The 24,894-nt window shown below is 54.2% G+C and carries 24 protein-coding genes; 22 read left to right on the forward strand and 2 right to left on the reverse strand.

What is annotated here, in order from left to right; all coding sequences use genetic code 11:
- Window positions 1-57: 57 nt before the first annotated feature.
- The 16 genes from M1136_09195 (at window position 58) to M1136_09270 (ending at window position 14,973) form a co-directional block, all read left to right on the forward strand.
- Window positions 58-2,838 carry a GAF domain-containing protein gene (locus tag M1136_09195; protein ID MCL5075802.1) on the forward strand — a complete coding sequence of 927 codons (2,781 nt, stop codon included), beginning with the start codon at window positions 58-60 and terminating at the stop codon, window positions 2,836-2,838.
- Window positions 2,828-3,475 (forward strand): response regulator transcription factor, encoded by a 648-nt coding sequence (locus tag M1136_09200; GenBank protein MCL5075803.1) that lies wholly within the window; start codon window positions 2,828-2,830, stop codon window positions 3,473-3,475. Before M1136_09195 ends, M1136_09200 begins: the two co-directional genes overlap by 11 nt.
- 206 nt (window positions 3,476-3,681) lie before the next feature.
- A complete protein-coding gene (dsrA, locus tag M1136_09205) occupies window positions 3,682-4,866 on the forward strand; it encodes a dissimilatory-type sulfite reductase subunit alpha (GenBank protein ID MCL5075804.1) in 1,185 nt (394 codons plus the stop codon).
- Window position 4,867: 1 nt separating this feature from the next.
- Window positions 4,868-5,926: a dissimilatory-type sulfite reductase subunit beta gene (gene dsrB / locus M1136_09210; protein ID MCL5075805.1), complete on the forward strand. Its 1,059-nt coding sequence runs from the start codon at window positions 4,868-4,870 to the stop codon at window positions 5,924-5,926.
- An 18-nt stretch (window positions 5,927-5,944) separates the two neighbouring features.
- Window positions 5,945-6,151, forward strand: coding sequence for a GntR family transcriptional regulator (locus M1136_09215; protein MCL5075806.1), 207 nt, complete (start codon window positions 5,945-5,947; stop codon window positions 6,149-6,151).
- Window positions 6,152-6,238: 87 nt separating this feature from the next.
- On the forward strand, window positions 6,239-6,556 hold the full coding sequence (locus tag M1136_09220; protein ID MCL5075807.1) for a TusE/DsrC/DsvC family sulfur relay protein: 318 nt from the start codon (window positions 6,239-6,241) through the stop codon (window positions 6,554-6,556).
- A gap of 21 nt (window positions 6,557-6,577) precedes the next feature.
- Window positions 6,578-7,447, forward strand: coding sequence for a respiratory nitrate reductase subunit gamma (locus M1136_09225; GenBank protein MCL5075808.1), 870 nt, complete (start codon window positions 6,578-6,580; stop codon window positions 7,445-7,447).
- Window positions 7,444-8,844: a (Fe-S)-binding protein gene (locus M1136_09230; GenBank protein MCL5075809.1), complete on the forward strand. Its 1,401-nt coding sequence runs from the start codon at window positions 7,444-7,446 to the stop codon at window positions 8,842-8,844. Before M1136_09225 ends, M1136_09230 begins: the two co-directional genes overlap by 4 nt.
- Window positions 8,841-9,182, forward strand: coding sequence for a hypothetical protein (locus M1136_09235; protein MCL5075810.1), 342 nt, complete (start codon window positions 8,841-8,843; stop codon window positions 9,180-9,182). The genes M1136_09230 and M1136_09235 overlap by 4 nt, the downstream gene beginning before the upstream one ends.
- Complete coding sequence (locus tag M1136_09240) at window positions 9,182-9,646, forward strand: Rieske (2Fe-2S) protein (protein MCL5075811.1); 465 nt, start codon at window positions 9,182-9,184, stop codon at window positions 9,644-9,646. The genes M1136_09235 and M1136_09240 overlap by 1 nt, the downstream gene beginning before the upstream one ends.
- A complete protein-coding gene (locus M1136_09245) occupies window positions 9,643-10,305 on the forward strand; it encodes a cytochrome b N-terminal domain-containing protein (protein ID MCL5075812.1) in 663 nt (220 codons plus the stop codon). The genes M1136_09240 and M1136_09245 overlap by 4 nt, the downstream gene beginning before the upstream one ends.
- A gap of 21 nt (window positions 10,306-10,326) precedes the next feature.
- Window positions 10,327-10,740 (forward strand): hypothetical protein, encoded by a 414-nt coding sequence (locus M1136_09250; protein MCL5075813.1) that lies wholly within the window; start codon window positions 10,327-10,329, stop codon window positions 10,738-10,740.
- Window positions 10,741-10,748: 8 nt separating this feature from the next.
- Entirely contained in the window at window positions 10,749-11,351 is a 603-nt protein-coding gene (locus M1136_09255) for a hypothetical protein (protein MCL5075814.1), read from the forward strand.
- Window positions 11,335-12,963, forward strand: coding sequence for a hypothetical protein (locus M1136_09260; protein MCL5075815.1), 1,629 nt, complete (start codon window positions 11,335-11,337; stop codon window positions 12,961-12,963). The genes M1136_09255 and M1136_09260 overlap by 17 nt, the downstream gene beginning before the upstream one ends.
- A gap of 35 nt (window positions 12,964-12,998) precedes the next feature.
- Window positions 12,999-13,661: a hypothetical protein gene (locus M1136_09265; GenBank protein MCL5075816.1), complete on the forward strand. Its 663-nt coding sequence runs from the start codon at window positions 12,999-13,001 to the stop codon at window positions 13,659-13,661.
- Window positions 13,645-14,973, forward strand: coding sequence for a (Fe-S)-binding protein (locus M1136_09270; GenBank protein MCL5075817.1), 1,329 nt, complete (start codon window positions 13,645-13,647; stop codon window positions 14,971-14,973). Before M1136_09265 ends, M1136_09270 begins: the two co-directional genes overlap by 17 nt.
- 40 nt (window positions 14,974-15,013) lie before the next feature.
- On the opposite strand, the gene cobB is transcribed toward M1136_09270, so the two are convergent.
- Together cobB and M1136_09280 are read right to left on the reverse strand one after the other, a co-directional pair.
- Complete coding sequence (gene cobB, locus M1136_09275; protein MCL5075818.1) at window positions 15,014-16,393, reverse strand: hydrogenobyrinic acid a,c-diamide synthase (glutamine-hydrolyzing); 1,380 nt, start codon at window positions 16,391-16,393, stop codon at window positions 15,014-15,016.
- A gap of 2 nt (window positions 16,394-16,395) precedes the next feature.
- On the reverse strand, window positions 16,396-16,584 hold the full coding sequence (locus M1136_09280) for a 4Fe-4S binding protein (protein ID MCL5075819.1): 189 nt from the start codon (window positions 16,582-16,584) through the stop codon (window positions 16,396-16,398).
- An 871-nt stretch (window positions 16,585-17,455) separates the two neighbouring features.
- On the opposite strand from M1136_09280, the gene M1136_09285 reads away from it, so the two are divergent.
- The 6 genes from M1136_09285 (at window position 17,456) to M1136_09310 (ending at window position 24,884) form a co-directional block, all read left to right on the forward strand.
- Entirely contained in the window at window positions 17,456-18,496 is a 1,041-nt protein-coding gene (locus M1136_09285) for a BMP family protein (protein MCL5075820.1), read from the forward strand.
- 72 nt (window positions 18,497-18,568) lie between these two features.
- Complete coding sequence (locus tag M1136_09290; GenBank protein ID MCL5075821.1) at window positions 18,569-19,666, forward strand: ABC transporter permease; 1,098 nt, start codon at window positions 18,569-18,571, stop codon at window positions 19,664-19,666.
- Window positions 19,666-20,610, forward strand: a complete 945-nt coding sequence (locus tag M1136_09295; protein ID MCL5075822.1) for an ABC transporter permease — start codon at window positions 19,666-19,668, stop codon at window positions 20,608-20,610. The genes M1136_09290 and M1136_09295 overlap by 1 nt, the downstream gene beginning before the upstream one ends.
- Before the next feature lie 224 nt (window positions 20,611-20,834).
- Window positions 20,835-21,944: an ABC transporter substrate-binding protein gene (locus M1136_09300; GenBank protein ID MCL5075823.1), complete on the forward strand. Its 1,110-nt coding sequence runs from the start codon at window positions 20,835-20,837 to the stop codon at window positions 21,942-21,944.
- A 130-nt stretch (window positions 21,945-22,074) separates the two neighbouring features.
- Window positions 22,075-23,490 carry a UbiD family decarboxylase gene (locus M1136_09305; GenBank protein ID MCL5075824.1) on the forward strand — a complete coding sequence of 472 codons (1,416 nt, stop codon included), beginning with the start codon at window positions 22,075-22,077 and terminating at the stop codon, window positions 23,488-23,490.
- Window positions 23,491-23,852: 362 nt separating this feature from the next.
- Window positions 23,853-24,884 carry a zinc-binding dehydrogenase gene (locus M1136_09310; protein ID MCL5075825.1) on the forward strand — a complete coding sequence of 344 codons (1,032 nt, stop codon included), beginning with the start codon at window positions 23,853-23,855 and terminating at the stop codon, window positions 24,882-24,884.
- Window positions 24,885-24,894 lie beyond the last annotated feature (10 nt).

Raw genomic sequence — 24,894 nt, forward strand, 5'->3', positions numbered from 1 at the left:
TTACCTTGAACCCCGGGGGATAATATGCGACACTTTCAAGGGGGGAGAGGGAGGTGGGTGATAATCCAGCCACAATGGAATTTCATTGAGAAATCGCTTGAGCACCACGTGTCTCGTTTCTTTTGGCCCAACATCGGTCTGGGCAGGAAGATGGCGATCATCGCCGCCATTGGTGTGATTTCGCTGGTAGGCCTTTTCGCCTTTCTTGGTATAAGCGCCCTCCAAGAGAACACCGACCGCACCCTGCAAGAACGTGTAGCGCTGGCCCAGACCATGGCCAGTCGTATCGATTACGTCCTGGCCAACATCGATCACGCCCTGACCACTGCCGCCACACAAGAGGAGTTAGTGGATCCGACGCAACGCGAAGATGCCTTGAAAGCCGTAGCTCATCGCCTTGCCCTTTTTGGTGACCAGGTCTATCTACTTGATAACAAGGGAAGAATCCTCATGACACAACCACCAAGCGCCCCCTCTCTCTCACTGGACCATGCCACCCCGGTGGTGAGTGTTTTGAAAGGCGAACGTTTCTCGATATCAAGCACCATCGACGCTCATAATCCCCAGCCATCAGTCCTGGCAGCTGCCCCCATTCGAAACGCTGCGGGAGAGGTGATCGGTTTACTTGCCCTGACCATCGACTTGAACGGGTCGAACATTGGCGTCTTGGCCAATTCTCCTGCCCTGGGCGAAACTAGCTATGCAGATCTTGTGGATGCTAATGGTGTGATCCTTTCCAGCAGCCGATCCGATCGCGTTTCAAAGTTCGGCGATCACAGTGGCAATCTAATCAGGATGATCCAAGACCATCGCCCGCTTGTGACGACCTGTCATGACTGTCATGTCTCGTCGTGGGGTCTGGACCGCCAGCGCGAGGTGTTGGCCTTTGCACCCCTGTATCGGGCTCAGTGGGGAGTCGCAGTTCATCAAGGCGAAGCTGAAGCGTTCGCGCCGAGGCATCAATTGCTGTCAAAGATTTTCACCCTGGGCGCAATGGCGCTGTTGGGTGTGCTGGGACTGGTCTATGTGACTACGCGCATGGTGATCACGCCCGTACAGGCTCTCACAACAGCGACGCGGCGCATAGCCAGTGGTGACCTGAAGACACCTTTAGAGGTGCATGGTCGTGATGAGATCGGCACCCTAACCCGCTCTTTTGATGAAATGCGCTTGCGTTTGAAGACGTCCATGGAAGAGAGCCAGGCATGGAACCGCGAACTCGATAGGCGTGTGCAGGAGCGCACAGCTGCATGTGTTGCGGCGCAAGAGGAAGCCCAGCGCTCGCGTGACCAACTCCAAACAGTGATGGACAGTCTCAGTGATGAGCTGATGGTGATTGATCGGGACTATCGTGTGAGACAGGTTAATGCGAGGCTAAGCAGGCATCTAGACGACGGATGTGCTGCTATCGGCAAGTCCTGTTACGAAATCGCTCACGGGTCCACGCCCTGTCAATCAGCCGATTGTCCATGTCCGCTACCCATCGTAGTCGAGACAGGTCGGCCTGTTCGTGTGACGCACTTTCACCCCCAGGAGGGCTCAGGGCGTTATCTGGACATCGTTGCCTCTCCGCTTATAGATGAAGGTGGACGGGTAAATGGCATCGTTGAGGTATGGCGTGATGTGACTCAAGAGAGACGTCTCGAGGAAACGCTACTCGCCCGTAATCGTGATCTCTCAGCGCTGAATACTATTGCTCGTACCGTCATTCAATCACGGAATCTGGAGGAGTGTCTGGATATCGTGCTGGCCGAGGTTATGCGGATCAGCGGAGTGGACGTGGGTGTGATCTTTCTAGTTGAAGGGGAGGATCACACCCTGAAGTTGCGGGCGTTTCGAGGGTTATCGAAAGAGGCGGCTATGGTCGTTACACGCGTTGGACTCAGCGATAGTGGGTGTGCTGGGGTACTGGACACCGGCAAACCTGTCATAGTATCGAACGTTCCTCATTACCAGACAACGGCGGGTACCGCCCTTCAACGGGAAAATCTACGCTCATTGGCCCATATCCCATTGATCGCTAAAGGCCAAAGGCTGGGGAGCATGTGTGTTGGTACACGTGTACTGCACGAATTTTCAACGGAAGAGATCGCGCTGCTCACCTCTATAGCCGACCAAATCGCCATTGCTGTTGAGAACGCGCAGCTATATGAGGAGTTGCAGCGCAAAGAGCAAGTGCGTGGTGCCTTATTGCGTGCAGTCATTTCCGCACAGGAAGAGGAACGTAAACGTATCTCAAGAGAATTACACGATGAAACCAGCCAGACGTTGAGCGCGCTTTTGTATACCCTTGATACAGCAAGAGAGGCGGGCTCCTCATCAGAGATGCAGCCACTGCTGCAACGAATGCGGGAACTGACCATCCATACCATCGACGAAATCCATAAGATTATCTTCGATCTGCGCCCGACGATGCTCGATCAGCTGGGGTTGACAGCGGCGCTGCGCTGGTATGCAGAGACACGGCTGGGAGAGCTGGGGGTGCGCCTTAAGGTGCAGAAGGCTAGAGATGTGCCTCGCTTGTCACCGGTAGTTGAAACAGCGATCTTTCGTACCGTGCAAGAAGCAATCAATAACATTACTAAGCATTCCGGGGCACGCCACGCTACCATAAGGTTCGCTCGAAAATCGAATGCGCTGGAGATTGTCGTTAAGGACGATGGCATCGGCTTCGATGTGGACTCAATTGCCCGTTCCGCCGATCCGAAATGCGGTTGGGGATTGATGGGCATGCAGGAACGGATCAGCGCTATCGGGGGTGAACTTTATATCACCTCCATGCCCGGTAATGGCACAGAGATTCGGATCTGCGTTTCCCTTGGAGGTGATGATGGATAAAATTCGGGTCCTGGTTGTTGATGACCATGCTATCCTGCGCGATGGTATATGTTCATTGTTGGCGCGGCGAGATGACCTTCAAGTCATCGGGGAGGCGGCGAACGGGTTAGAGGCATTGAAGCAGGTAGAAACACTCAGACCGGACGTGGTGCTGCTGGATATTTCGATGCCTGTGATGGACGGGCTTGAGGCGACCCGCCGGATCAAGCAGGCATTTCCAGAGGTGAAGATACTCGTTCTAACTCAGCACGATAACAATGAGTATGTTTTCCCCGTGTTGGAGGCTGGCGCCGCTGGTTACGTTTTGAAAAAATCTGGTGGAGCGGAGTTGGTCGCTGCTATCCGTGCTGTGTACCAGGAGGATGCCTTCCTGCATCCCGCTGTTGCTCGCGAGGTGATAGCTCGAATGAGGGAGGCAGCCGAAGAATGTGGGCAACAGCCACGCTTGACTGAACGGGAAACAGAGGTACTCAAGTTGATCACGGAAGGGTTGAGTAGCCGTGAGATCGCTGAAAAGTTGTGCTTAAGTCCAAAGACGGTCATGGTGCATCGCGCGAATATCATGGAGAAGCTAGGTATCCACAGTCGTGCTGAGCTCGTCAGGTATGCCATTCGGCAGGGACTGATCAAGCCGTAACACACTGTTCCCTCAATTATCGCTGGAGATAGTTCGATTGACCTACTCTAAAAATAGGTCATTTGACCTAATACAAAATACACAAGGAGACCTATTCTCAAGGCATGTGATCAGCGCTAGATTTCATAGGTTGAAGGGCTAGAGTTTGTTGGAAGTATCTTGAGGAGCAGGGGATAGCTCAGGAAAAGGGAATGGAGGTAAAGAAAATGCCAGATTCAGAAACACCCCTCCTGGATGAACTGGAAAAAGGGCCCTGGCCGAGCTTCGTAAGGGATATGAGGGAGGCTGCGCAGAAGAAACCAGCGGCGAAAGACCTGATGCGACAGCTTGAGTTATCTTACAAAGAGAAGGTTGGGCACTGGAAGCATGGGGGGATCGTTGGCGTAAAAGGGTATGGTGGAGGTGTGATTGGGCGCTATTCAGATCGACCGGACCTTTTCCCTAACGTGGAGATGTTTCACACCTTGCGGGTCAACCAGCCCTCTGGTTGGTTCTACACCACTAAGGCCTTGCGCGCACTTTGCGATGTGTGGGACAAACATGGAAGCGGGTTAACCAACTTCCATGGGGCCACGGGTGACATCATCCTTTTGGGTACGACAACAGAGCACCTACAGCTCTGTTTCGACGATCTGGCGGAGATCGGCTTTGATCTAGGGGGTTCAGGGTCGTGCTTGCGGACCCCCAGTGCCTGTGTAGGACCGGCGCGATGCGAATATGCCTGTATCGACACTCTAGACATATGTCACGATCTCACGGTAGCATACCAGGAACAACTTCACCGTCCAATGTTCCCTTACAAGTTTAAGATCAAAGTTGCCGGTTGTCCTAACGACTGTGTGGCCTCCATCGCCAGGTCGGACTTGTCCGTGATTGGCACCTGGAAGGGGAACATTCAGATCGATGAGGATGAGGTTGGTAAGTACTGGGAATCAGGGTTTGATATTCAAGGTGAGGTGGTCGATCTGTGCCCAACCAAATGCATGGAATGGGATGCACATTCCCGGACATTGAAGATCAATGATAGGGAATGCAACCGCTGCATGCATTGCATCAACCAGATGCCTAAGGCATTGCGTCCTGGTGAGCAACGTGGGGCCACTATCCTGGTAGGTGGCAAGGCCCCCATCGTTCAAGGGGCTTTACTCTCCTGGGTAGTCGTGCCCTTTATGAAGATGGAGCCCCCATACGGAGAGCTGAAGGACCTGGTCAACAAAATCTTTGACTGGTGGGATGAGAACGCCAAGATGCGTGAACGCTTGGGAGAACTGATCAACCGGCTCGGGATGGGGCAGTTCTTGCGCGCCACAGGTCTGCGGCCAGTTCCCCAGATGATCATACGACCACGAGCGAACCCCTACTACTTCTGGTCGGCTGAGGAGGTGAAATAAGATGGCCCGCACAGATTTTGGTCCCCCTCATTACACGCAGATGCTACCCCCCGTGATTCAGAGGAATTACGGAAAATGGAAATATCATGAGCGTCTCAAGCCCGGGCTCCTGAAGCATGTTGCTGAATCAGGTGACGAACTGTATACCGTTCGGGCCGGGTCAGAGCGCTTGCTGAGCACTGATCGTGTCAGAGAGATCTGCGATATCGCCGATAAATACTGTGAAGGGTACGTTCGTTTCACCAGTCGGCATAACATAGAATTCCTTGTCTCTGATGGAAGTAAGGTGGAACAGCTCATAGCTGAGCTCAGGAACAAAGGGTATCCGGTAGGTGGTACAGGACACTCCATTACCAACATCGTGCATACTCAGGGCTGGGCCCACTGCCATACTCCAGCGACAGATGCCTCTGGCCTGGTGAAGGCGTTGATGGACGAGCTGTATGACTACTTTATGAGCTGGAAATTACCAGCTTACTGCCGTATCTCCCTGGCCTGCTGTCTAAATATGTGCGGTGCAGTACACTGCTCGGACGTCGCCATACTTGGGATACACCGCAAACCACCAAAGCCCAACCACGAGATCATCCGTACCAAGTGCGAAATACCCAATGTGATCGCTGCTTGCCCTACAGGTGCCATTCGCCCAGATCCCAAGGAGAAAAGTCTGATCATCAACGAAAAGCGGTGTATGTATTGCGGCAACTGCTACACGATGTGCCCTGGCTTACCTCTAGCAGATGCTGAGGGCGATGGGGTCTCCATTTGGGTTGGAGGCAAGGTTTCCAGTGCCCGCACTCCTCCTGCTTTCTCCCGCCTGGTCATCCCTTATTTGCCCAACAATCCACCGCGCTGGCCTGAGACTGTGGCCGCAGTAAAGAACATCATCGAGACCTGGGCCAGGCATGCTCATAAGCATGAGCGCATGGGGGAGTGGATCGAGCGGATCGGCTGGGACCGCTTCTTCCTGCTCACAGGCATCCCCTTCACTGAGCAATTGATCGATGACTTTACCTTTGCCACCGAGACGTTCCGTACTACTCCGGCCTTCAAGTGGTAGAGATAGGAGGTAGACAAAATGCCAGGTGAAACTGAAGAGGAACTCAAGGGGAAGATCATTGAGTTCTTCAAAAAGAAGGGGAAGATGCTTACCGCTCGGGATGTGGCCAATGGATTAGGGATCGATCACCCCACCGCAAAGAAGGCGCTATCCGAGTTGGTAAAAGACGGGGCACTGGAGTTCGTTTCCTATGGCGGTGCAACGTTCATCAAGCTACCAGAGTAAGGGCGGGGGTTCTTAGCTAAAACCAATCGCCAGAGGCGAATCTGGCGATTGGCCTATAGAGACTTTAACTTTAGGAGGTACATAACTATGCCAACATTCAAATACGATGGTAACGAGATAGAAGTGGATGAGGATGGGTTCATGCAGGAGCCGGCTCTGTGGAATGAGCAAATCGCCCAAGCACTGGCCAAGGCAGAGGAGGTCGAGGAATTAACATCGGATCACTGGAAGGTCATCAGCTATCTGCGCAACTATTATCAGGAATTTGGTATTGCACCAATGATTCGTAAGCTGTGCAAGGATACCGGATTCGACCTGAAGTATATCTATAAACTCTTTCCAGGTGGTCCGGCCAAGGGTGCCTGTAAGGTCGCTGGTCTGCCCAAACCCACTGGTTGTGTGTAAGAAGACGCGTCGCTCTGGACGGTGAAAGAATCACCAGCCGCCCAGAGCGACGATAATTCACAACCAGTTCCATTCAAACAGCGTGAGGAAACCCCCGTGGATCTCTCCGCACTTTACACTACCATAATGACCATAATTTTCACAGCGGCATTCTATCTCACTATCCTTTTATTCATCGTCGGGATGGTGTACCGTATCCAGGTCTGGGTGAAAACGCCAGCCCCCTTGCCTATTCCCTTGACGCCAGCACCAAAATCTGTTTTTGGCATGTTGGCTCGAGTAGTAGGTGATTTTTTCCTGTTTCAAAATTTATTAAAGGGAACACGCTTGTTGTGGATTGGCGGATGGCTCTTTCATCTCTGCTTGTTAGGTGTATTCCTACGTCATCTCCGTTATTTTCTCTATCCAGTTCCAGATTGGATAATGACGGTGCAAACTATCGGAATCTACGCCGGCTTCCTTCTACCCCTGCCCATCCTCTATCTCTTCTATCGGCGAGTGTCTATCACGCGGACCCTTTATGTCTCCTCTATGGCCGATTATTTCATCCTCTTTCTTTTGCTGTGTATCGCCGGCACGGGTATGTTGATGCACTATTATGCCCGCCCCTATCTTGTTGACATTAAAGCGTTCATTCTGGGCCTGATCACCTTTGCCCCCGTGGGGCTCCCCAGCGACCCCATCTTCCAGATTCACTTTGGCTTAGTACTGTTATTAGTTGCGTATTTCCCCTTCAGCAAACTGGTCCACGGTATAGGACTGCTGTTTAATCCAGTGCGCACCCAGATTTTTGACGTGCGCAGGCGATACGTTAATCCCTGGAACTATCCGCTGAATGAGGCAAAAATACTCACCAATAGTGAAGCAAAAAGCGGAGTGACGCTGCAGTGACTTATTCCATCACGGTTCCAGAACTATCAGAGGACGTATCGGCGAACATAGTCTGCTATCCAGCTAAGGTGAAGGACCTGGTGGCCATCGAACTGCCTGCTGGTCGTATACCAGACTGGCAGGAAAGGGCTATAGCGAAATTCGGCGAATTACTTAAAAAATATCGTTCGCTGCAGGTGATGATGGATAGTTGCGTAAAATGTGGTGCGTGTGCAGATAAGTGCCAGTTTTATCTGGGCACGGGCGACCCCAAGAATATGCCCGTTGCCCGGGCCGAATTGCTACGTAAGGTGTATCGTCGCTATTTCACGCTGGCTGGGCGTTTGTTCGGGAAGATCGTGGATGCTCATGATCTGGATGAAGACATGCTCCGTGATTGGTATACCTACTTCTACCAGTGCTCGGAATGCCGCCGTTGTTCAGTCTTTTGCCCATACGGGATCGATACAGCGGAAATTACCATGGCCGCACGGGAGATCATGGCCTCCATCGGCATTGGGACGAAGTATGTGACAGAAGTGATTGCCAAGGTCTACGAACAGGGGAATAATCTCGGCATACCACCCCTAGCATGGAAAGATAATTGCGAGTTCCTCGAAGAGGAGCTACGTGAGGAAACAGGTAAGGATATTCGGTTGCCTGTGGACGAGGTGGGTGCAGAGGTTCTGTTAGTGATGCCTTCAGCGGACAATTTTGCTAACACCGACACGATGATGGGGTATGCCAAGTTATTCTACGCGGCTGGAGTGAGCTGGACGACTAGCACTTACTGCAATGAAGCGGGAAATTTCGGGTTGTTTCTCAATTTTCACAATCTAAAGAAGGTGAACAAGCGCATTGTGGATGCGGCGAGGGAGCTGAAGGTGAAACGCATCATCTGGGGTGAGTGTGGCCATGCCTGGCGTGCTGGCATAATGACCGATGCCCTGAACGGCCCTCTGGATTTTCTCGATACACCTTACCCAATGCATATCTGTCAACTCACCGCAGACCTAATTCGGCGGGGTGCCTTCAAACTTGACCGCAGCGGGAACGATGACATGCTAGTCACGTACCACGACCCATGCAATCCCGCCCGAGCGGGCCAACTGCTGGAGGAACCCAGAGAGATAATTGCCGCAACCTGTAACAACTTCGTCGAGATGCCCGCTGAAACCATCCGCCAGAAAACTGTGTGTTGCGGCGCAGGTGGCGGACTTCTGACCGATGAGATCATGCCTACACGCTTTGCCGGTGGCAAGATTCGAGCAGAGGCATGTCGCTCGACTGGAGCCACCTATCTGGCCACCCCCTGTGCGATCTGCAAGGCCCAGTTGCCAGAGGTGATGAAACACTATAAGGTCGACGTGAGAGTGGGCGGCGTGCACGACCTTTTCTCTAAAGCACTAGTGTTATGAGACAGACAAATTTGGTCACCACCATCCTGTGGTCAGTTATCGTTATTGCCGCTTTAGTCCTATTCAGCATTGTGGCTGTGGTGCGTGTGCCAGAACCTGTGAAGGATGGCAGGGGGCCACTGGCCATCAAGATCGAACCCCAATACACCGCTCCTGATTACCATAACCCTCTGGACTGGTGGAAGACTCATCACATGGAGGTGGTAGATAGGGGCGTGTTCGGTCAGAACCAGGTTGATTTTAACTTACACCAGTGTCTCTATTGCCATGAAGTGCAAAAATCGTGTAACAACTGCCACAGCTATGTTGGTGTGAAATTGATCCCTGAGGGACGTTGATGAGTGACGCAACCTATACCCCTATCAAGGGGCCACGCCCATCCCAGTTGGTGACACGACGCGATTTCTTAATCGGTCTGCTGGCGTCTATCGTTGCCGCTATGGGTCTGGGCCAGTTCGTCTATCCCCTTTATAGATATCTTTCTGCCGCGCCAAAGGGTGTACCACGCCCAATGACCATCCCCTTATCTGAATTACCTGCAGGCGCAGTTAAGACTATAGTTTACGGTGATGAACCGGCCATTGTGATGAATAGGACCAACGGGATTCGGGCCTTCTCGCTGGTGTGCACGCATCTCGGTTGCATCGTGAAGTGGGAACCGGCAAAACAACAGTTCGTCTGTCCGTGTCACGATGGGCGATTTGATAAGAATGGTAAGGTGATTTCCGGACCTCCCCCCATCCCGTTGGAGCAACTGCGCCTTAGAGAATTACCGGACCAGATCATTGTAGGAGGCACATGATAACTGCAGTGAATGCGGTAGTGGATTGGCTTGACGAACGCTTCCAGATCCGTCAGCTCGTGCGAGACGAGCTGACGGAAAAGGTTGTTCCCAAGGGATTTCACTGGCTGCGCTGTTTCGGAGGGATCTCCCTGGTAATCTTTATTATTATGACCCTATCGGGAATGTTTCTAATGCTCTATTACATACCAGAGACAGATAAGGCATTCCAGAGCATTGTGAACATCGATAACAGCGTTTCCTTCGGCTGGTTGGTTCGCCGCATTCACGCTGTCGGCTCAAATCTGATGATAATTACGGTAGTCATTCACATGCTACGTGTGTTCTACCAAGGTGCATTCAAAAAACCTCGCGAGCTGCACTGGGTATCGGGTGTATTCCTGCTGCTCCTTACTCTGGCCTTGTGCTTCTCGGGCTATGTTTTGGTGTGGTCACAGATGTCGTTTTGGGCGACGACTGTCGTGACCAACTCAGTGCGAGTGACTCCGTTCATTGGTGATGGACTATTGCTGTTGATTAGGGGTAGCAATCTGGTGACACAAGCCACACTTTCGCGGTTCTTCGCCTTGCATGTGGTCATTATTCCGGTGGTGCTCGTGCTTTTTATGCTGTTCCATTTTTGGATGATTCGACGCACTGGTATCTCCCAGCCGTTATGACGAACGATTCGAGGATGGTTCATGGCAAACAAAGACCGCTATAGGGATTGGCCAGGGGAGAAAGAGCCCTTTTTCCCCAATGAAGTAACCTATATGGCCCTGGTTGTACTTTGTGTATTGATGATCTATGCGTTCATCGTCTTCTTTATTCCCTGGCCTTTTTTAGCGGCTGGTGAACCGGCAAATCCCCTCGTCACTCCCGAGCATATCAAGCCAGAATGGTATTTCCTCGCCTCATATCAGGCACTGAAACTCTTTCCAAGCGAATTAATTGGCATTGGTGTTCAGGTAGTCGCCGTACTTGCCTTACTGACCTTGCCATTTTGGGATCGCAGTAAGGAGGCCAATATGCGTAAGCGCCCGCTGTTGCTTGCTATGGCCGCCCTTGCGATGGTCGTGGGGATCGCGCTTACAATTTGGGGGATGATTAGCTAGGGGAAGAGATGAAATCGCTGACCTTGCTCTTGGTTGCAGTTTCGATCGTGTTCGGCTTTGCTACGATAGGTCTCAGCAAAGCCTCGCCATCCCACGCTATCTCACAAACAAGGGAGGTAACGAAGGGCAACAACTGCGTCGAATGCCATTCGGTGAATGACCCTCGCCTCGCTGAGCCAGTGCTGAGGTGGCGAAGGAGCGTCTATCGGGCCAAGTACATTCCATGTCAACCACTGCGGGAACTTGAAGAGGGGATGTATCAGGCAGGTACGCTTCTCTGTATCGTGACAAGGGCAAGCAGCAGATTGGCTGAAGAACACGTGGCAACCGGTGATTGGGAGAAGAGCGCACTGGCCCAGAGGGATACGCTCAATGTTATCCAGCAAAAGCACGTGATTTCCGTTTCACAGATCAACCAACAGACTAAGGTAGTAAATTTTCAGACAAACAAGCTATATGTACAGATCAACCAGATGCGCGACGAATTGCGCAAACGCATCGCCCTGGGCGTGGCGACACTGATTGCTCTCTTCATTATTTTTGGAATTTTCATTGGCTTGCACAACATCCTGGAATCCAAGAGGAAACAACGTGATGCCGAGACCAGGTAATCTGACCGCCATTGTCTTGCTCTTATGTGGGTCCATTTTGTTGTCGAGTTGCGCTGGTGTGCAGCCTCCTGCACCTCCGACTCAGCCCAACCCTGCTGACATCTTAGAGGAAGATGGTCGGCTGGCAGCGCAGGTTGAGACCGCTCAACAGCGTGCCTGGATACTAGGACAGATCGCAGCGAGATTGGGCCGGATGGACCCGGAGCGTGCCGCAAAAGTTTACACTGAAAGCATGTCCGCGGCGCGTCAGTCCAGTTCAAACGGGGAGGCAATTCGTGCACGGGCAGCAGAGCTGAGGCGCCTGTCCGAGACCTGGAGCCCGGATAACCGCACGTCTGCTCTTGCCCTGGCAGACCGCCTTGAGGCGCTAGCGGGACGCGCTTGGGTGATGCGTGTCATCGCGACGGAATGGCGTAAGATCGACCCCGATGGTGCCCGGGACGCACTTAACGCCGCCGCGCAGCTGGCCATGCAGAATCCAGACAGCCGCTATCGCGACCTCGATTTGCGCGGCATCGCTGTCGAACTGGCGACGATAGACCTGGATAACGCTCTGAAGCTAACCGACCGCATTCACAACCCTTTCGTGCAAGTCTGGGCCTTGCGCGAGATGAATCAGTTGCCTCGTGCTATCGCGATGGCAAGGCAAATGACTGATCCTTATGACCGGGCTTGGGCCTTACAAGAAATAGCGTTGGCCTCGGATTCAGGCGATGCGCCCAGAATTCTACTGGAGGCAGCTGACGCTGCCTTTAAGGTTGATAAGGTAGAGCCAAAATCCTTCGCTCTGTCGGATATAGCGAGCGCTCTAGCAAAATTCACCCCAGCTAGGGCAGAATCCCTTAGCGATCAAATCGATGCGAATGTTCCTGAGGCACGATTCACCGCGCTGCGAGATGTGGCCGTCGCCACAAAAAGCGCACAAATCTTCTCTCGTGCCCAACGGGAAGTGGCCAGGATTCCCGATGATTATGAACAGGCTAAGGCAATGCAATCATTAGCAAGCAAGTGGACAGCGGTCGATCCTCAGCAAGCTCTCGCCCTGGCCAGGCAGATCGCCGATCCCTTCGTGCGCGCTGACGTTGAGCGCGACTCAGTCGCCGCATTAGCCCAGACTAACCTTGCTCAGGCGCTGGAGGAGGCGAAGAATATAACCCTGCCATCATCACGCCTGGAAGCGTTAACTGCCATCGGCGCAGTGTTAGTAAAAACAGATGCTGCCCAGGCCGGTCAGGTTTTCAACGAAGCCTTTGGCCTGGCGAAGGATTTGACCAATATGCACCCACTTGTCGCCCTCGCCTCAGAATGGGCCAGGGTTGCTCCAGATAAAGCAATGCTGGTTGTGGATAAACTCGACAGCGATGCGGATCGCGCTCAGTCCTTGTGTAACATCGCGGTCGTGTGGGTGAAGAGCCACAAGGCCCACGGTATTGTAGCGTGGGATAATGCCGTCGCGGCAGCGAAACGGATACGTGATGAGAACGATCCCTTCGCCTCCAGCAAGGCGCTGATAGAGTTAGCCCAGGCCTGGTCAACGATCGACCAGGACAGAGCTGCGCAGGTTCTCAGCGAGGCACTGGAAGCCGCCGAAAAGGTTTCTACTAAGTCCTGAGATCATATTGGACTGGAAAGGAGAGATAGTATTCGATGGTTCTACTTCTTGTCACACGCCTGATGGTCGTGCTGGCATTTATAGCGTTTGTAACTGGACTCATGGTAAGGTTGCGCCCCCTTTTTACACGGACATCTAAAAGAGACCTGTCGACGCCCCGAGGCTCCGCCCTTCGTGGTGTGTTGTACGCCTTCACGCTGGGGATGGCCCCATGGGAAAAAGAATCCACGCGTATCCACTGGGTGGCCTATCTGCGTGGCATATTCTTCCATCTCGGCATTTTCGCAGGGTTTGCCGTCCTACTTTTAAGTCTGGGGGTGCCTCTAGACGTACTCAGGACGCCCCCCTTCGCACCGCTGCGATGGTTTTTCCTGCTCCTTACTGGCCTGGGAACGTTGTGTGGTGCGGGCGCAATCATCTGGCGGTATGTAGATAAGGGAGAACGTGCCCTCAGCACTCCTGACGATTATTTCTCTGCGTTTCTCGTGACATTCTTCGTTGCGGCTGCTTTCCTTACGGTGCTAGGCGCGAACACTCTGCTGGTGTTCTACATTATTAGTGCAATAATGTTAGCCCTGATTCCCTTCACCAAGATCCGCCACTTCATTTACTTTTTCTTTGCGAAATACTTCTTCGGCATGCAGTTCGGTCATCGAGGCGTGTTGAAGGGGAGCGGTATAGATGGGCAGAGTGCATAACATCGCTATACCAGCAAACACAACGACCACCGCTGAAAGGGCACGCATCGCCGTAGAAGTGCTGGACGCATGCCTGAGCCCACAGCTTATGGCCTCCCTAGAAATTTGTGTGCGCTGTGCGATCTGTGATCGGTCCTGCCATTTCTTTGTGGCCAATCCTGAACCAAGGTACATACCTTCCTATCGTGCCGAGCAACTGCGGCGCTTTTATCGTCGTTTGCACGATCCCCTTGGCCGAATAGCCCCAGGTTTTATCGGTGCCAGGGACCTCGATGAGAGAGGCCTACAGGATTTGCGTTCCCTCGCCTTCGGTACCTGCACGATGTGCCGACGCTGTACGTTGAATTGTCCTCTCGGGGTAGACGTTGCCCTGATTGTACGAACGGCGCGGGCGATGCTGGCTCGCATCGGCATGGTTCCCCACGATCTCCAGGAACCGATTGATACGCACCTGCGCGTTGGCAATAGCGGCGACATTGGAACGGAGAGTTTTATTGAGTCGATTGAGTGGTGGGAAGAGCAACTACAGTCCGATGTTGGGGACTCTAAGGCAAAGATCCCCCTTGACAAGCAAGGGGCACGCATTTTATTCGTCTTCACACCCCGGGAATTGAAGTCTTATCCATTAACGGCGATAGCCATGGCCAAAATATTCTACGCAGCGGGCGAAGATTGGACGGTGAGCACAAAGACGTGGGACGCGACGAACTTCGCCATGTTCTCTGGAGACGACAATGTCATGCGTGCTATCGCCCAAAGGATGCGGGATGAGGCCGTTCGTCTTGGGGTGAGGGAAGTGATCTGGAACGAGTGTGGACATGGGTATCGCGGTTTTCGCTGGGAAGCCGAAAATTGGCTCAACAAGCGATTTCCCTTCCGCGTCCGCAGTTTCCTTGAGCTTATCGTGGATTATATCAAAGAAGGTCGATTGAAATTCGATCGGTCGAGAAATCCCCAATCAGTCACGTATCACGATCCCTGCAACATGGCACGTAATGGCGGACTGATCGAAGAGCCACGTTACATTCTTAAAAATGTTGTGGCCGACTTCAAAGAGATGGAGCCGCACGGTACAGAAAACTATTGCTGTGGGGGTGGTGGTGGTCTCCTGTTTATGTCTGAATTCACTCAGCTACGCATGATGGCGGCCAAGCCCAAGGCCGATCAGATTCATGCTACCGGTGCAGAGATAGTAACCAGCGCATGTCACAACTGTCTCGATCAACTCACTGAGATAAACAGTAAATACCGCTTGGGTGTGCGGGTCAAGGGGTTGTCGGAGTTAGTTGCTGAGGCTATCGTGCTGCCCTAATGCGCTGATGTGGTAGAGGGGCAGCCGAGAATATACGTGATCACCGTCGATCCGGAGAAATAGCCGGGCTATGGGCCAGGGCGACGAAGTTCTCCGCCCACTGGGGCACACCCAGGGCGTGCAGATGGGTGTAACTGGCCAGCACGTTTTTGTAGACGAGCCCATCCATATGGCCGTCCACCCCGCGGCCACGTCGCATCATATAGGCTGAGCGCACCCAGCTGAGGTTGACCAGCCGGGAATAGTGAAACTCGTGGCCGCGCAGCTGCTGCCCGATCTCGAAGAGGGTATTCTCACCAACCACCTCGGCCACAACGTAGCCATGGCCTTGGGGCCGAGAGCAGATCTCCACATCAGCGGGCAATGCCCCCACCATATGATATATCCGATCATGCCTGCGAATCTCACGAGCCAAATACATCAGCCCGGCGCATTCAGCATAGACGGGCAACTCCTCATCTACGGCCACAGCGATGTCTCGCCGCAGTGAGATATTGCTCTCTAATGCTTCACCGAACATCTCCGGGAAACCGCCGCCAATGTATAGCCCATCGATGTAGGGCAGATGTGGGTCGGATAGGGCATCTATGTAAACCAGCTCTGCGCCAGCCCGCTGCAGGGCCTCCAGATTCTCTGGATAATAGAAGCTGAAGGCGCGATCGCGTATGACTCCCAGCCTTACAAAGGTCCGGCGTGAGGGAGGCTCCTCGACCACAACCGGCGGCAAACATTCCGCCTGGCGAGCTATCTCCAGCACCGCCTCGACATCCACGTACGACTCTACGATTTGACGAGCACGCTCGATGGCCCCCGCCAGGTCGCTGTCCTCGCTATGGGGCACCAGCCCCAGGTGACGGTCAGGTATGAGTAACTTTTCATCTTTGGGGACACAACCCAAAACGGGGATACCACAGTAGCGGTGGACTGCGTGCGTCAGCATCGACTCGTGGCGACCTACGGCAACGTCGTTCAGGATTACCCCGGCCAGGTTGGTATCAGGCTCGAAGCGTTGGTAACCACCGACCAAGGCGGCCACGCTGCGCGTCATACGCGCCGCGCTGATGACCAAAACGACTGGGGCGCGCAGGAGCCGCGCCACCTGGGCTGTGCTACCGCTGCCCTCAAGGTCAAGCCCATCATAGAGCCCCATGGCCCCCTCGATGATCGCCAGGTCAGCGTCGCTGGCGGCTCGTTGAAAAGAGGCTAGAAGTGTCTCCCGCTCCAGCATGAAGAGGTCAAGGTTGCGGCAGGCTCGCTGGGCAGCGGCCGTGAGCCAGCTCGGGTCGATATAGTCCGGCCCCTTCTTGAATGGCTGCACCTTTAAGCCTCGCCTGGTCAAGGCAGCACATAACCCGATGCTAAGGGTGGTCTTACCGGAACGACCCTGAGGGGCAGCGATCACCAGGCGAGGTAGAATCACAGTTAATACTCCTGCACAGAGATGGCCCCAGACTCACACACGGTTACGCAGGCCTCGCAACCCAGGCATTCATCAAGGTTACCGCTCACCTGGGCCTTATGGTCATTGAGGCTCAAGATCTGGGCTGGGCACGCCTCGACACACTCACCACATCCCTCACAATTATCAGTCTCAATGGTAACGATATACATTGCTTGTGCTCTACCTCATTAAAGAAATTAAGCGAAAACTTTCAGGTCTCAGGGAGCTAATGTTACTACAGCCAGGCTGTTCTCGTGGCTCCAGCCTTGCCCTTCCCCCTTCAATCCATGTTAGGGAGGCCCCCCATTTGCTAGAATAGTATTCCCATTTCCAGTATTCTTGTCAAGCCCAAACCGGAGACTGAACAACAGGGGTTCCAAGGGGGGCATAGCTTGGTAAGGGTCTTTCGGATGTGCCCCACAGAACACAAAAAGGCCCGCAGGACTACCTTGAACCCTCTGTGGGGATTGGGGGGAGCTATTCAAGGCTCTCCGACATGATCTTGACGGGTATGATATAATAGATTCTGTCTGAACCCTATACTTGGTGATCCTTAGATTTCCCTACCAAGATGGCTTGATCCCTCAAGGGGTAAGGGTGCTGTTGGCCATCTTAGATCAGAGTGGGTAGCTCCCCACTAATACTGTTGGTCACACTGCCCGACTCGTCCTGATGAGAGCTATATAGGCTCAATTATTGTACGGAAGATACTCATCTGAGGTCTGAAGAGATTTACGATTTAAGCCCCCGAGATCCTTCGCTTTACCCGCCATAGCAGCCCGGTCCTATGTCCTATCGCCGGCTGTTTAAAACACTTGAGATCTATCGGGGTAAGAGAAGCCCAAAGGGGCAAAGCCCCTCCGGTGGCCTGCCCGCCGCAGGCGGGGAATTTGGGGTATCCCAAGACCAGAGGAATAGGGTTGAGAGGCGTCTCCAAATGCCCCCTTCCAGTTAAGGGAGGTGAATGAACCGACAAGGACTGGGTTGTCGCCATACCGTCTTCGATGATTACCCGAAATAAAGCTTAGGAGGATGCCTGAAATGAAACACATCCTACGGATCACCCTGACAGCCATGCTTGCCCTTTCATTGCTGGCAGCTTGTACCCCAGCACAGCCAGCACCAACACCTACCTCTCAGGCAGCACCTGCCCCTGGTGGCGCTATAAGTATGCCTCCCCTGAAATTCGCTGTCTTACTCCCAGGCAATATCAACGACGGTGGATGGGTCCAGGCAGCATACGATGGCCTGGTATACGTCAAACAGAAGTACCCTAACCTAGTGGTCTCCTACCAAGAAGCCATTCCGGAGAAGGATTTCGAGACAGCGTTTCGGGACTACGCCAGCCGTGGTTATGACCTTATTTACGGCCACGGCTTTCAGTTCGGCGATGCGGCCCTGAAAGTGGCCAAGGAATTCCCTAAGACGAAGTTCGTCGTCCATAGCTCGACTGTAGTACAGGCCCCCAATGTGGCCTCCTCGGTGGCTGCACTGGAGGAACAGGGCTTCGTGGTAGGGGCTGTGGCTGGCCTTATGACCAAATCGAACGTGATTGGTATAGCCGGCGGCCAGGACATCCCGGTCATTCGAGTACCCCAGGAATATTTCGTTAAAGGGGTAACCTACGTGAACCCCAAGGCTAAGGTTCTCCAGTCGTATTTGGGCACATGGGACGATGTGGCTAAAGGCAAGGAGACAGCCCTCGCCTATCTGGCCCAAGGGGCTGATGTGATCGTCGTCAATGCCAACGTCGTCCAGCTCGGCTCCATCGCTGCTGCTAAAGATAAAGGAGCCTTGGCCATCGGCATGGGTCGGGACGTCAACGCCATAGCCCCAGATACGGTGGTCACCAGCCTGATCTGGGATATGGGAAAGGTGATGGAGATGTTCCTCTTGCAAGTGGCCGAGGGTAAATTTGAAGCTAAGAACTATGTATTGGGCTTCAAGTCAGGGCATTTACAACTGGCGCCTTACCATGGCTTCGACCAGAAGTTATCTAAAGAGGTTAAGGATAAGATCGCTCAAATTGTGGCGGATGTTAAAGAAGGCAAAATTAAAGAGGCCCTCCCCGCGAGTAAATAGGCTGCCCGGTAAGGCCCTAAGCGGCCTGCGCAGGCCGCTTAGGGCCAAATGATGTTCGACCAAGACAAGATTATGGATCAAGTAGAGCAACAACCGCTTGCTGCTCAGCGCAGGGCGATGGTCCCCCATCTGGCACCCTTACGCCTGTTCCTGGCCTTTATGCCCCTCTGGGCTACGGCCTTCGCCCTGGCCGTCGGAGCGGTCCTGATACGCCTTATTGGATTGAATCCCATCGAGGCCTATCAGGGACTATGGGATGGCGCCTTTGGTAACGCCAATGCTATTGGTGTGACGCTTATGCAGGCGACACCTCTTACGCTGGCCGGTTTGGGCGTTCTTTTCGCCTTCCGAGCCGGCTTATGGAACATTGGAGCAGAGGGACAACTCTACGCCGGCGCCACGGCCGCTACCCTGATCGCCCTGAACTTCCCCGGATTACCATCGTTCGTGCATATCCCTCTGGCCATGCTAGCCGGCTTCATTGCCGGCGCCATTTGGGCTGGTATACCCGGTTATCTCAAGGCTAGACGGGGCGTCAACGAGATAATCAGCACCCTAATGCTAAACTATGTGGCCATCAACGCCGTCAACTGGCTCGTGCGCGGCCCCCTGCAAGAGCCACAGCGTTACTTTCCCCAAACGATCCCTATCCAGCGCAGCGCCGAGTTACCTATCTTATTACCAGATAGTCAGCTCCATGCAGGCATAATAGTGGCCCTGGCCGCAGCGTTCATCGTCCATATGATTCTCTGGCGCACGACCCTGGGCTTTCAAGTGAGAGCTGTGGGCGCCGGGCCCTCAGCAGCCCATTATGCAGGCATCAACGTGGCCAGAAGCATTATCCTGACCATGGCCATCAGTGGGGGGCTGGCTGGTTTGGCTGGCACCAATGAGATTTTAGGGGTACAACATCGCTTGAGGGATACCTTCTCGCCTGGTTACGGCTATGATGGTATTGTAGTGGCCCTTCTGGGCCAGCTGCAGCCTGCGGGGGTCATCCTGGCTTCCCTCTTTTTCGGAAGCCTCCGCAGCGGGGCCAGCATGATGCAACGTACGGCCCAGGTACCGGTCACTTTGGTATACATAATCCAGGGGTTAGTCGTCCTGCTGGTGGTGGGCACCTATGTCATTCAGCAACTACCCAAGTGGTCGCGTCGTAGGAGACAGTGATGCTAGCAGCTATTTTGAGCCTCAATTTCCTTATCGAATACTTGACCGCCAGTCTTAGAATGGCCACACCCCTCCTCTTCGCTTCATCGGGTGAGGTATTATCTGAGCGGGCAGGCGTACTTAATATAGGACTTGAGGGGATGATGCTGACTGGGGCTTTCGCCGGCGCTTTGGGGGCCCTTTATACAAACGACCCAGGGATTGGACTTCTCTGTGCCCTGATCGGCGGTGGTCTTATGGGCTTGATCCATGCCTTTATGAGCATCACCCTAAGGGCCGACCAGATCGTATCCGGTTTTGCCCTTAATCTCTTCGCCTTGGGACTGACCGGCTTCTTCTTCCGCGCCATCTTTGGGGTGACGAAAATTCAAGCCAGCGTGGCCACCTTCAAGGAGCTACCAATACCGCTATTGAGCGACATTCCCCTCATTGGGGACGTGCTCTTCGACCAGATCATCCTTGTATACATAGCCCTTCTCCTCGTTCCCACCCTATCCTTCATTCTCTTCCGCACAACGTGGGGACTAAGCATATTAGCCGTCGGAGAGCATCCTCAGGCGGCAGACACAGTGGGCATCAGAGTCAACACTGTGCGGTATGTGGCCACGGTACTTTGTGGGGCCCTGGCCGGGATGGGTGGGGCCTGCCTTTCCTTGGGCCAACTGGGGACCTTCGTCGAGAATATGACCGCCGGGCGTGGCTTTATCTCCCTGGCAGCCGTAATATTCGGCAACTGGAGGCCGATGCGTATATTAGGCGCCTGTCTTTTATTTGGTGCTGTCGATGCCCTTCAAATTCGCCTTCAAGCCTTTGATGTACCGATCCCCTACCAGCTCCTGGTGACACTGCCCTACCTGGTGACTCTCATTGCCCTAACCGGCTTAGTTGGCCGGGTACGTGGGCCAGCTGCCCTGGCCATACCGTACCCTAAAGATCAGGGTTGATGAAAATTGACATTTTACCCCCTTTATGATAGTTTACCCCCGAACTTACTCCAAGGTAAGTAGCAGAAGTCTATCCATTGAGACTGCCGTTCGAGAGAACATATCCACTAAGAAAGAAGGTGCGGCCAAAGAAGAGCTATTTGTACAAGCAGGCATGCCTGAAACTTATCCGGAGATGAGATGGTCGGTGAAAGATTGTATCCATTAATACTTTGGAGGAGGATATGCTGTTTAAGAGTCGTCAACCATGGTTGCTAGTCATCGGTCTGCTGGTTGCCCTGAGCCTGTTGGTATCTTGCGCTCCTGCGGCAGCCCCGACCCCTACACCTACCCCTAAACCGGCTCCTACTCCCACGCCGGTAGCCGCCGCCCCTACGCCAACCCCGGCCCCTACACCAGCCCCGACGCCAACGCCCAAAGCCAAGGATAAGGTAACTGTCCGTCTTGGCTGGGTGATGAAGGGCGAATACGCTTGGCTCTTTGCCGCCAAGGAGAAGGGGTTCTTCGACAAATACAATCTCGATGTTGACGTCCTAGAGGGGAAAGGGTCCACCGCAGCGATGAATTTGGTGGCTAACAAGAGTGATACGTTCGGCTATACGGGTGGAGCGGCTTACATCATAGCTGTCAGCAAGGATGTGCCCATCAAGATGGTGGCCCTGTTCCTTCAGAAGGGGCCGCAGGTCATCCTGTCATATCCAGATAAGCCAGTGCGAACACCCAAGGACCTGGAGGGAAAATCAATCATTCTTAGTCCTGGGGAGGGCTTCTCGACCCTCTGGCCAGCTTTTGCCGCAGGCACCGGTATCGATCGCAGCAAGGTGAAGGAGATAAATGTTGGCGTTGAGGCCAGACAGGCCACCTTCCTGCAAAAGAAGGCTGATGTCTCCCCTGAGTACATCACCTCAGCAGTCTATCCTATGGAAGTGAAGGCCGGCGTGGAGTTTGTGAAGCTCTTCTTGGGCGACCTGGGTTGGGATCCGGTCAATAACGGCATCTTCACCCACGAGGATGTAATCAAGGAGAAGCCTGATCTGGTACGCCGCTTTGTGGCCGCCTCCATAGAGGCCTTTGACTGGACGGCCAAGCACCTGGACGAGGCGACGGAGATCATGGTGCCTAAGCTGCCTGGTCAGTCAAAGACCGTCATCCGCAAGCAGATAGAGGCCACAGCCTCCTTAGCACACACCAAGAATACGGAGGGCAAGCCCACGGGGTGGATGTCCGAGAAGGATTGGGAACGGTCGATCGAGCTATTGAAGATGGGTGGTAGCATCGAGAAGGCCAAGCCAGCCAAGGACTACTTCACCAACGATTTCCTGCCCAAACAGTGATCGCCCTACCCGTGGTAAAGTCATAGCTTTCGTGGTAAAGTCATAGCTTTCCTGAGAGCGCCCCGATTCTTATCGGGGCGCTCCATTCTAGAAGTCCAAGGGGCTAAGCCCACCTAAGTAAGGAGAAGAGATGCCCTACCGAGACTTACGGGAATATATAGCGCGCCTGGAACAGGGGGGGAGGCTGAAGCGTATCAAAAAGGAGGTAGATAAGGACTGGGAGATCGCCGCCGTCTGCCGCAAGGTCTTCCAGAAGATCCCTCCTGAACGGCGATCGGCCCTTCTCTTTGAACACGTGCGTGGCTTCACCATCCCTGTGGCCGTCGGGCTGCTGGGAGCCTCTCCTGAAGTCTACGCCCTGGCCCTGGAAACCACCGTAGACCAGATCGGCGAGCGGTGGGACAGGGCCCTATCCAACCCCATTCCACCTCGTCTGGTGGAGATGGGCCCATGTAAAGAAAATATCCTCAAGGGCGACGACGTTGACCTCCTGAAACTGCCGGTTCCCACCTGGACTGTAGGTCAGGATCCAGCCCCATTCTTCACTTCACCTTACGTCTGTACCAAAGACCCGATCAGCAGAGTGCCCAACGTGGGATGCTACCGCATGCAGTTGAAGGGTAAAAATAAGACTGGCATCTTCGCCGATACCATACAACACATGAACCTCCATATGCAGGCCGCTGAGGCCAGAGGTGAATCCCTGCCTGTAGCGGTGATCGTCGGGGCTGAGCCAACCATCGGCTACGTCGCCGTGACTAAGGTGCCCTTTGGTGTGGATGAATTTGCTGTGGCCGGAGGGCTACGAGGGGAGCCTGTGGAGCTGGTCAAATGTGAGACGGTTGACCTGGAGGTGCCCGCTACGGCCGAGATAATCATCGAGGGAGAGGTACCTCCCTATTACCGTGAGCCGGAAGGCCCCTTCGGTGAATTCCCTGGCTATATGGGGGCAGCAGGCGATCTCCCCATCATCAACGTCAAGTGCATCACCCATCGTCACCATCCTATCTACCAGGCCTTCTTCAGTCAGATGCCACCCAGTGAGAGCAGCTGTATCAAGGCCATCAGCCGAGAGTGGACCATTTACAAACACTTGAAACGAGACCTGGGGCTGCCCATAGTGGACGTCCATCTGAAGGAAAGCGGCGCCTCCATCGCCTATCTGGTCATCTCCCTAAAGAAACAGTACGAAGGACAACCTAAACAGGTGATGTGGGCGGCCTGGTCGGTGGACTCCACTTGTGGCAAGATCACGGTGGTAGTTGATGACGACATTGATATCCGAGACCCATTCGCCCTGGAATGGGCCCTGAGCTTCCGCATGCAACCGGCACGGGACATCATCGTTATGGATAACGTCCCGGCGGTGGCCCTGGACCCTTCTATCGCCCCACCCCATGTGCCCCAAACGGACCGCGCCAGGCTGATGGGATCAAAAATTGGAATCGACGCGACGCGAAAACATGAATACCCTGCCCTCGCTCTGCCACCGGCAGAACACCTGGAGCTGGTGGAAAAGAACTGGATAGCCTACGGCTTCACTTAGAGACTGAACAACGGGGGTTCCAAGGGGGCGTCCGCCGAAGGAGGATGGGGAGTGTCCGCCTTCGGCGAACTGGGGTTTGGGGTATCCCCAAATCTTTATTCCCCTCTCCCGCTGGAGCAAAGGGGGAGGTCAAGGAGGGCGCTCCCTCCTTGGAGGGTCCTAAGGGCTCCGCCCTAGCCTAGTTCCCCCTTCTCCCACGAAGTGGGAGAAGGGGGCAGGGGGATGAGGGTATCAACCAACAAAAAGCCCACAGGGCTACCTTAAACCCCCTGCAGGGGGTTTGGGGGAGATATTCAGCACTCTTGAACAATTAGGGGGAGACACGAGCAGCATAATCCCACAAATACAGGGAGAGGATAGTCATGAAAGCCCTTCGTTTTCATGAGTACGGTGGTCCAGAAAAGTTAAGGTACGAAGACGTTGAGGATCCAGAGCTACTCCCAGATGGGGCCCTGATAAGGGTACAAGCCTGTGCTGTCAATCACCTCGACCTGGATCTGCGGGCAGGGACTTCCCGCATTCCCCTGAGACTTCCCCATATCCTTGGTCGGGAGATCGCCGGCCACATAGTGGCTCTGGGGAAGGAGGCCAGGGGTCTCCAGATTGGGGATCGGGTGTTGGTCACCCAGGCCCTCCCCTGCGGTCACTGTCTCTACTGCCAGACCGGTCGGGACAACATCTGCGCTAACATGCAGCTGCTGCCAGGGATCGACGCTCCCGGCGGATATGCCGAATACGTCAGCGTGCCCGTAAGCGCCCTCTTCAGGATACCCGCTAGCCTGAGCTATGATCAGGCTGCTGCATTTCAGCTCGCCTTTGGTACAGCCTGGCACATGCTCATCGCGCGCGGCGGCCTCCGGGCTGGGCAGACGGTTCTCATCAATGCTGCTGGTAGCGGGATTGGCAGCGCCGCAGTACAGATAGCGAAGCTCGCCGGGGCCTGGGTGATCGCTTCCGCGGGAAGCGAGGCGAAGCTACAGAAGGCGCGTCAGTACGGCGCTGATGACGCTATCAACTACCGAGAATCCGACCTCGCCAAGGAGGTACTGAGGCTCACCGGCGGTAGGGGTGTCGATGTAGTTTTCGAACACGTGGGTGGCGAAATCTTCCTGGCCAGCCTGGCTTGCCTGACCAAAGATGGCACCATGGCCGTCTGCGGTGCCCACGCTGGAGAGGTCGTACCGCTGGATATCATTCAGGTCTTTCGCAAAGAGGCTAAGATAATCGGCTCCTACGCCGGGACATCCCAGGAGATAACGATGCTTCTCAATCTAGCGGCTCAGGGTAGACTGAAGCCAGTTATCCATCGCTGCCTACCACTCGAACAGGCCGCGGAAGCGCACCGTACGATGGCAGCACGGGAGCACTTTGGCAAGATCATCCTGAACCCTTAACTCCCTAAAA

It is taken from the genome of Chloroflexota bacterium, assembly GCA_023475225.1.
In the GTDB taxonomy this organism is placed as follows: domain Bacteria; phylum Chloroflexota; class UBA6077; order FW602-bin22; family JAMCVK01; genus JAMCVK01.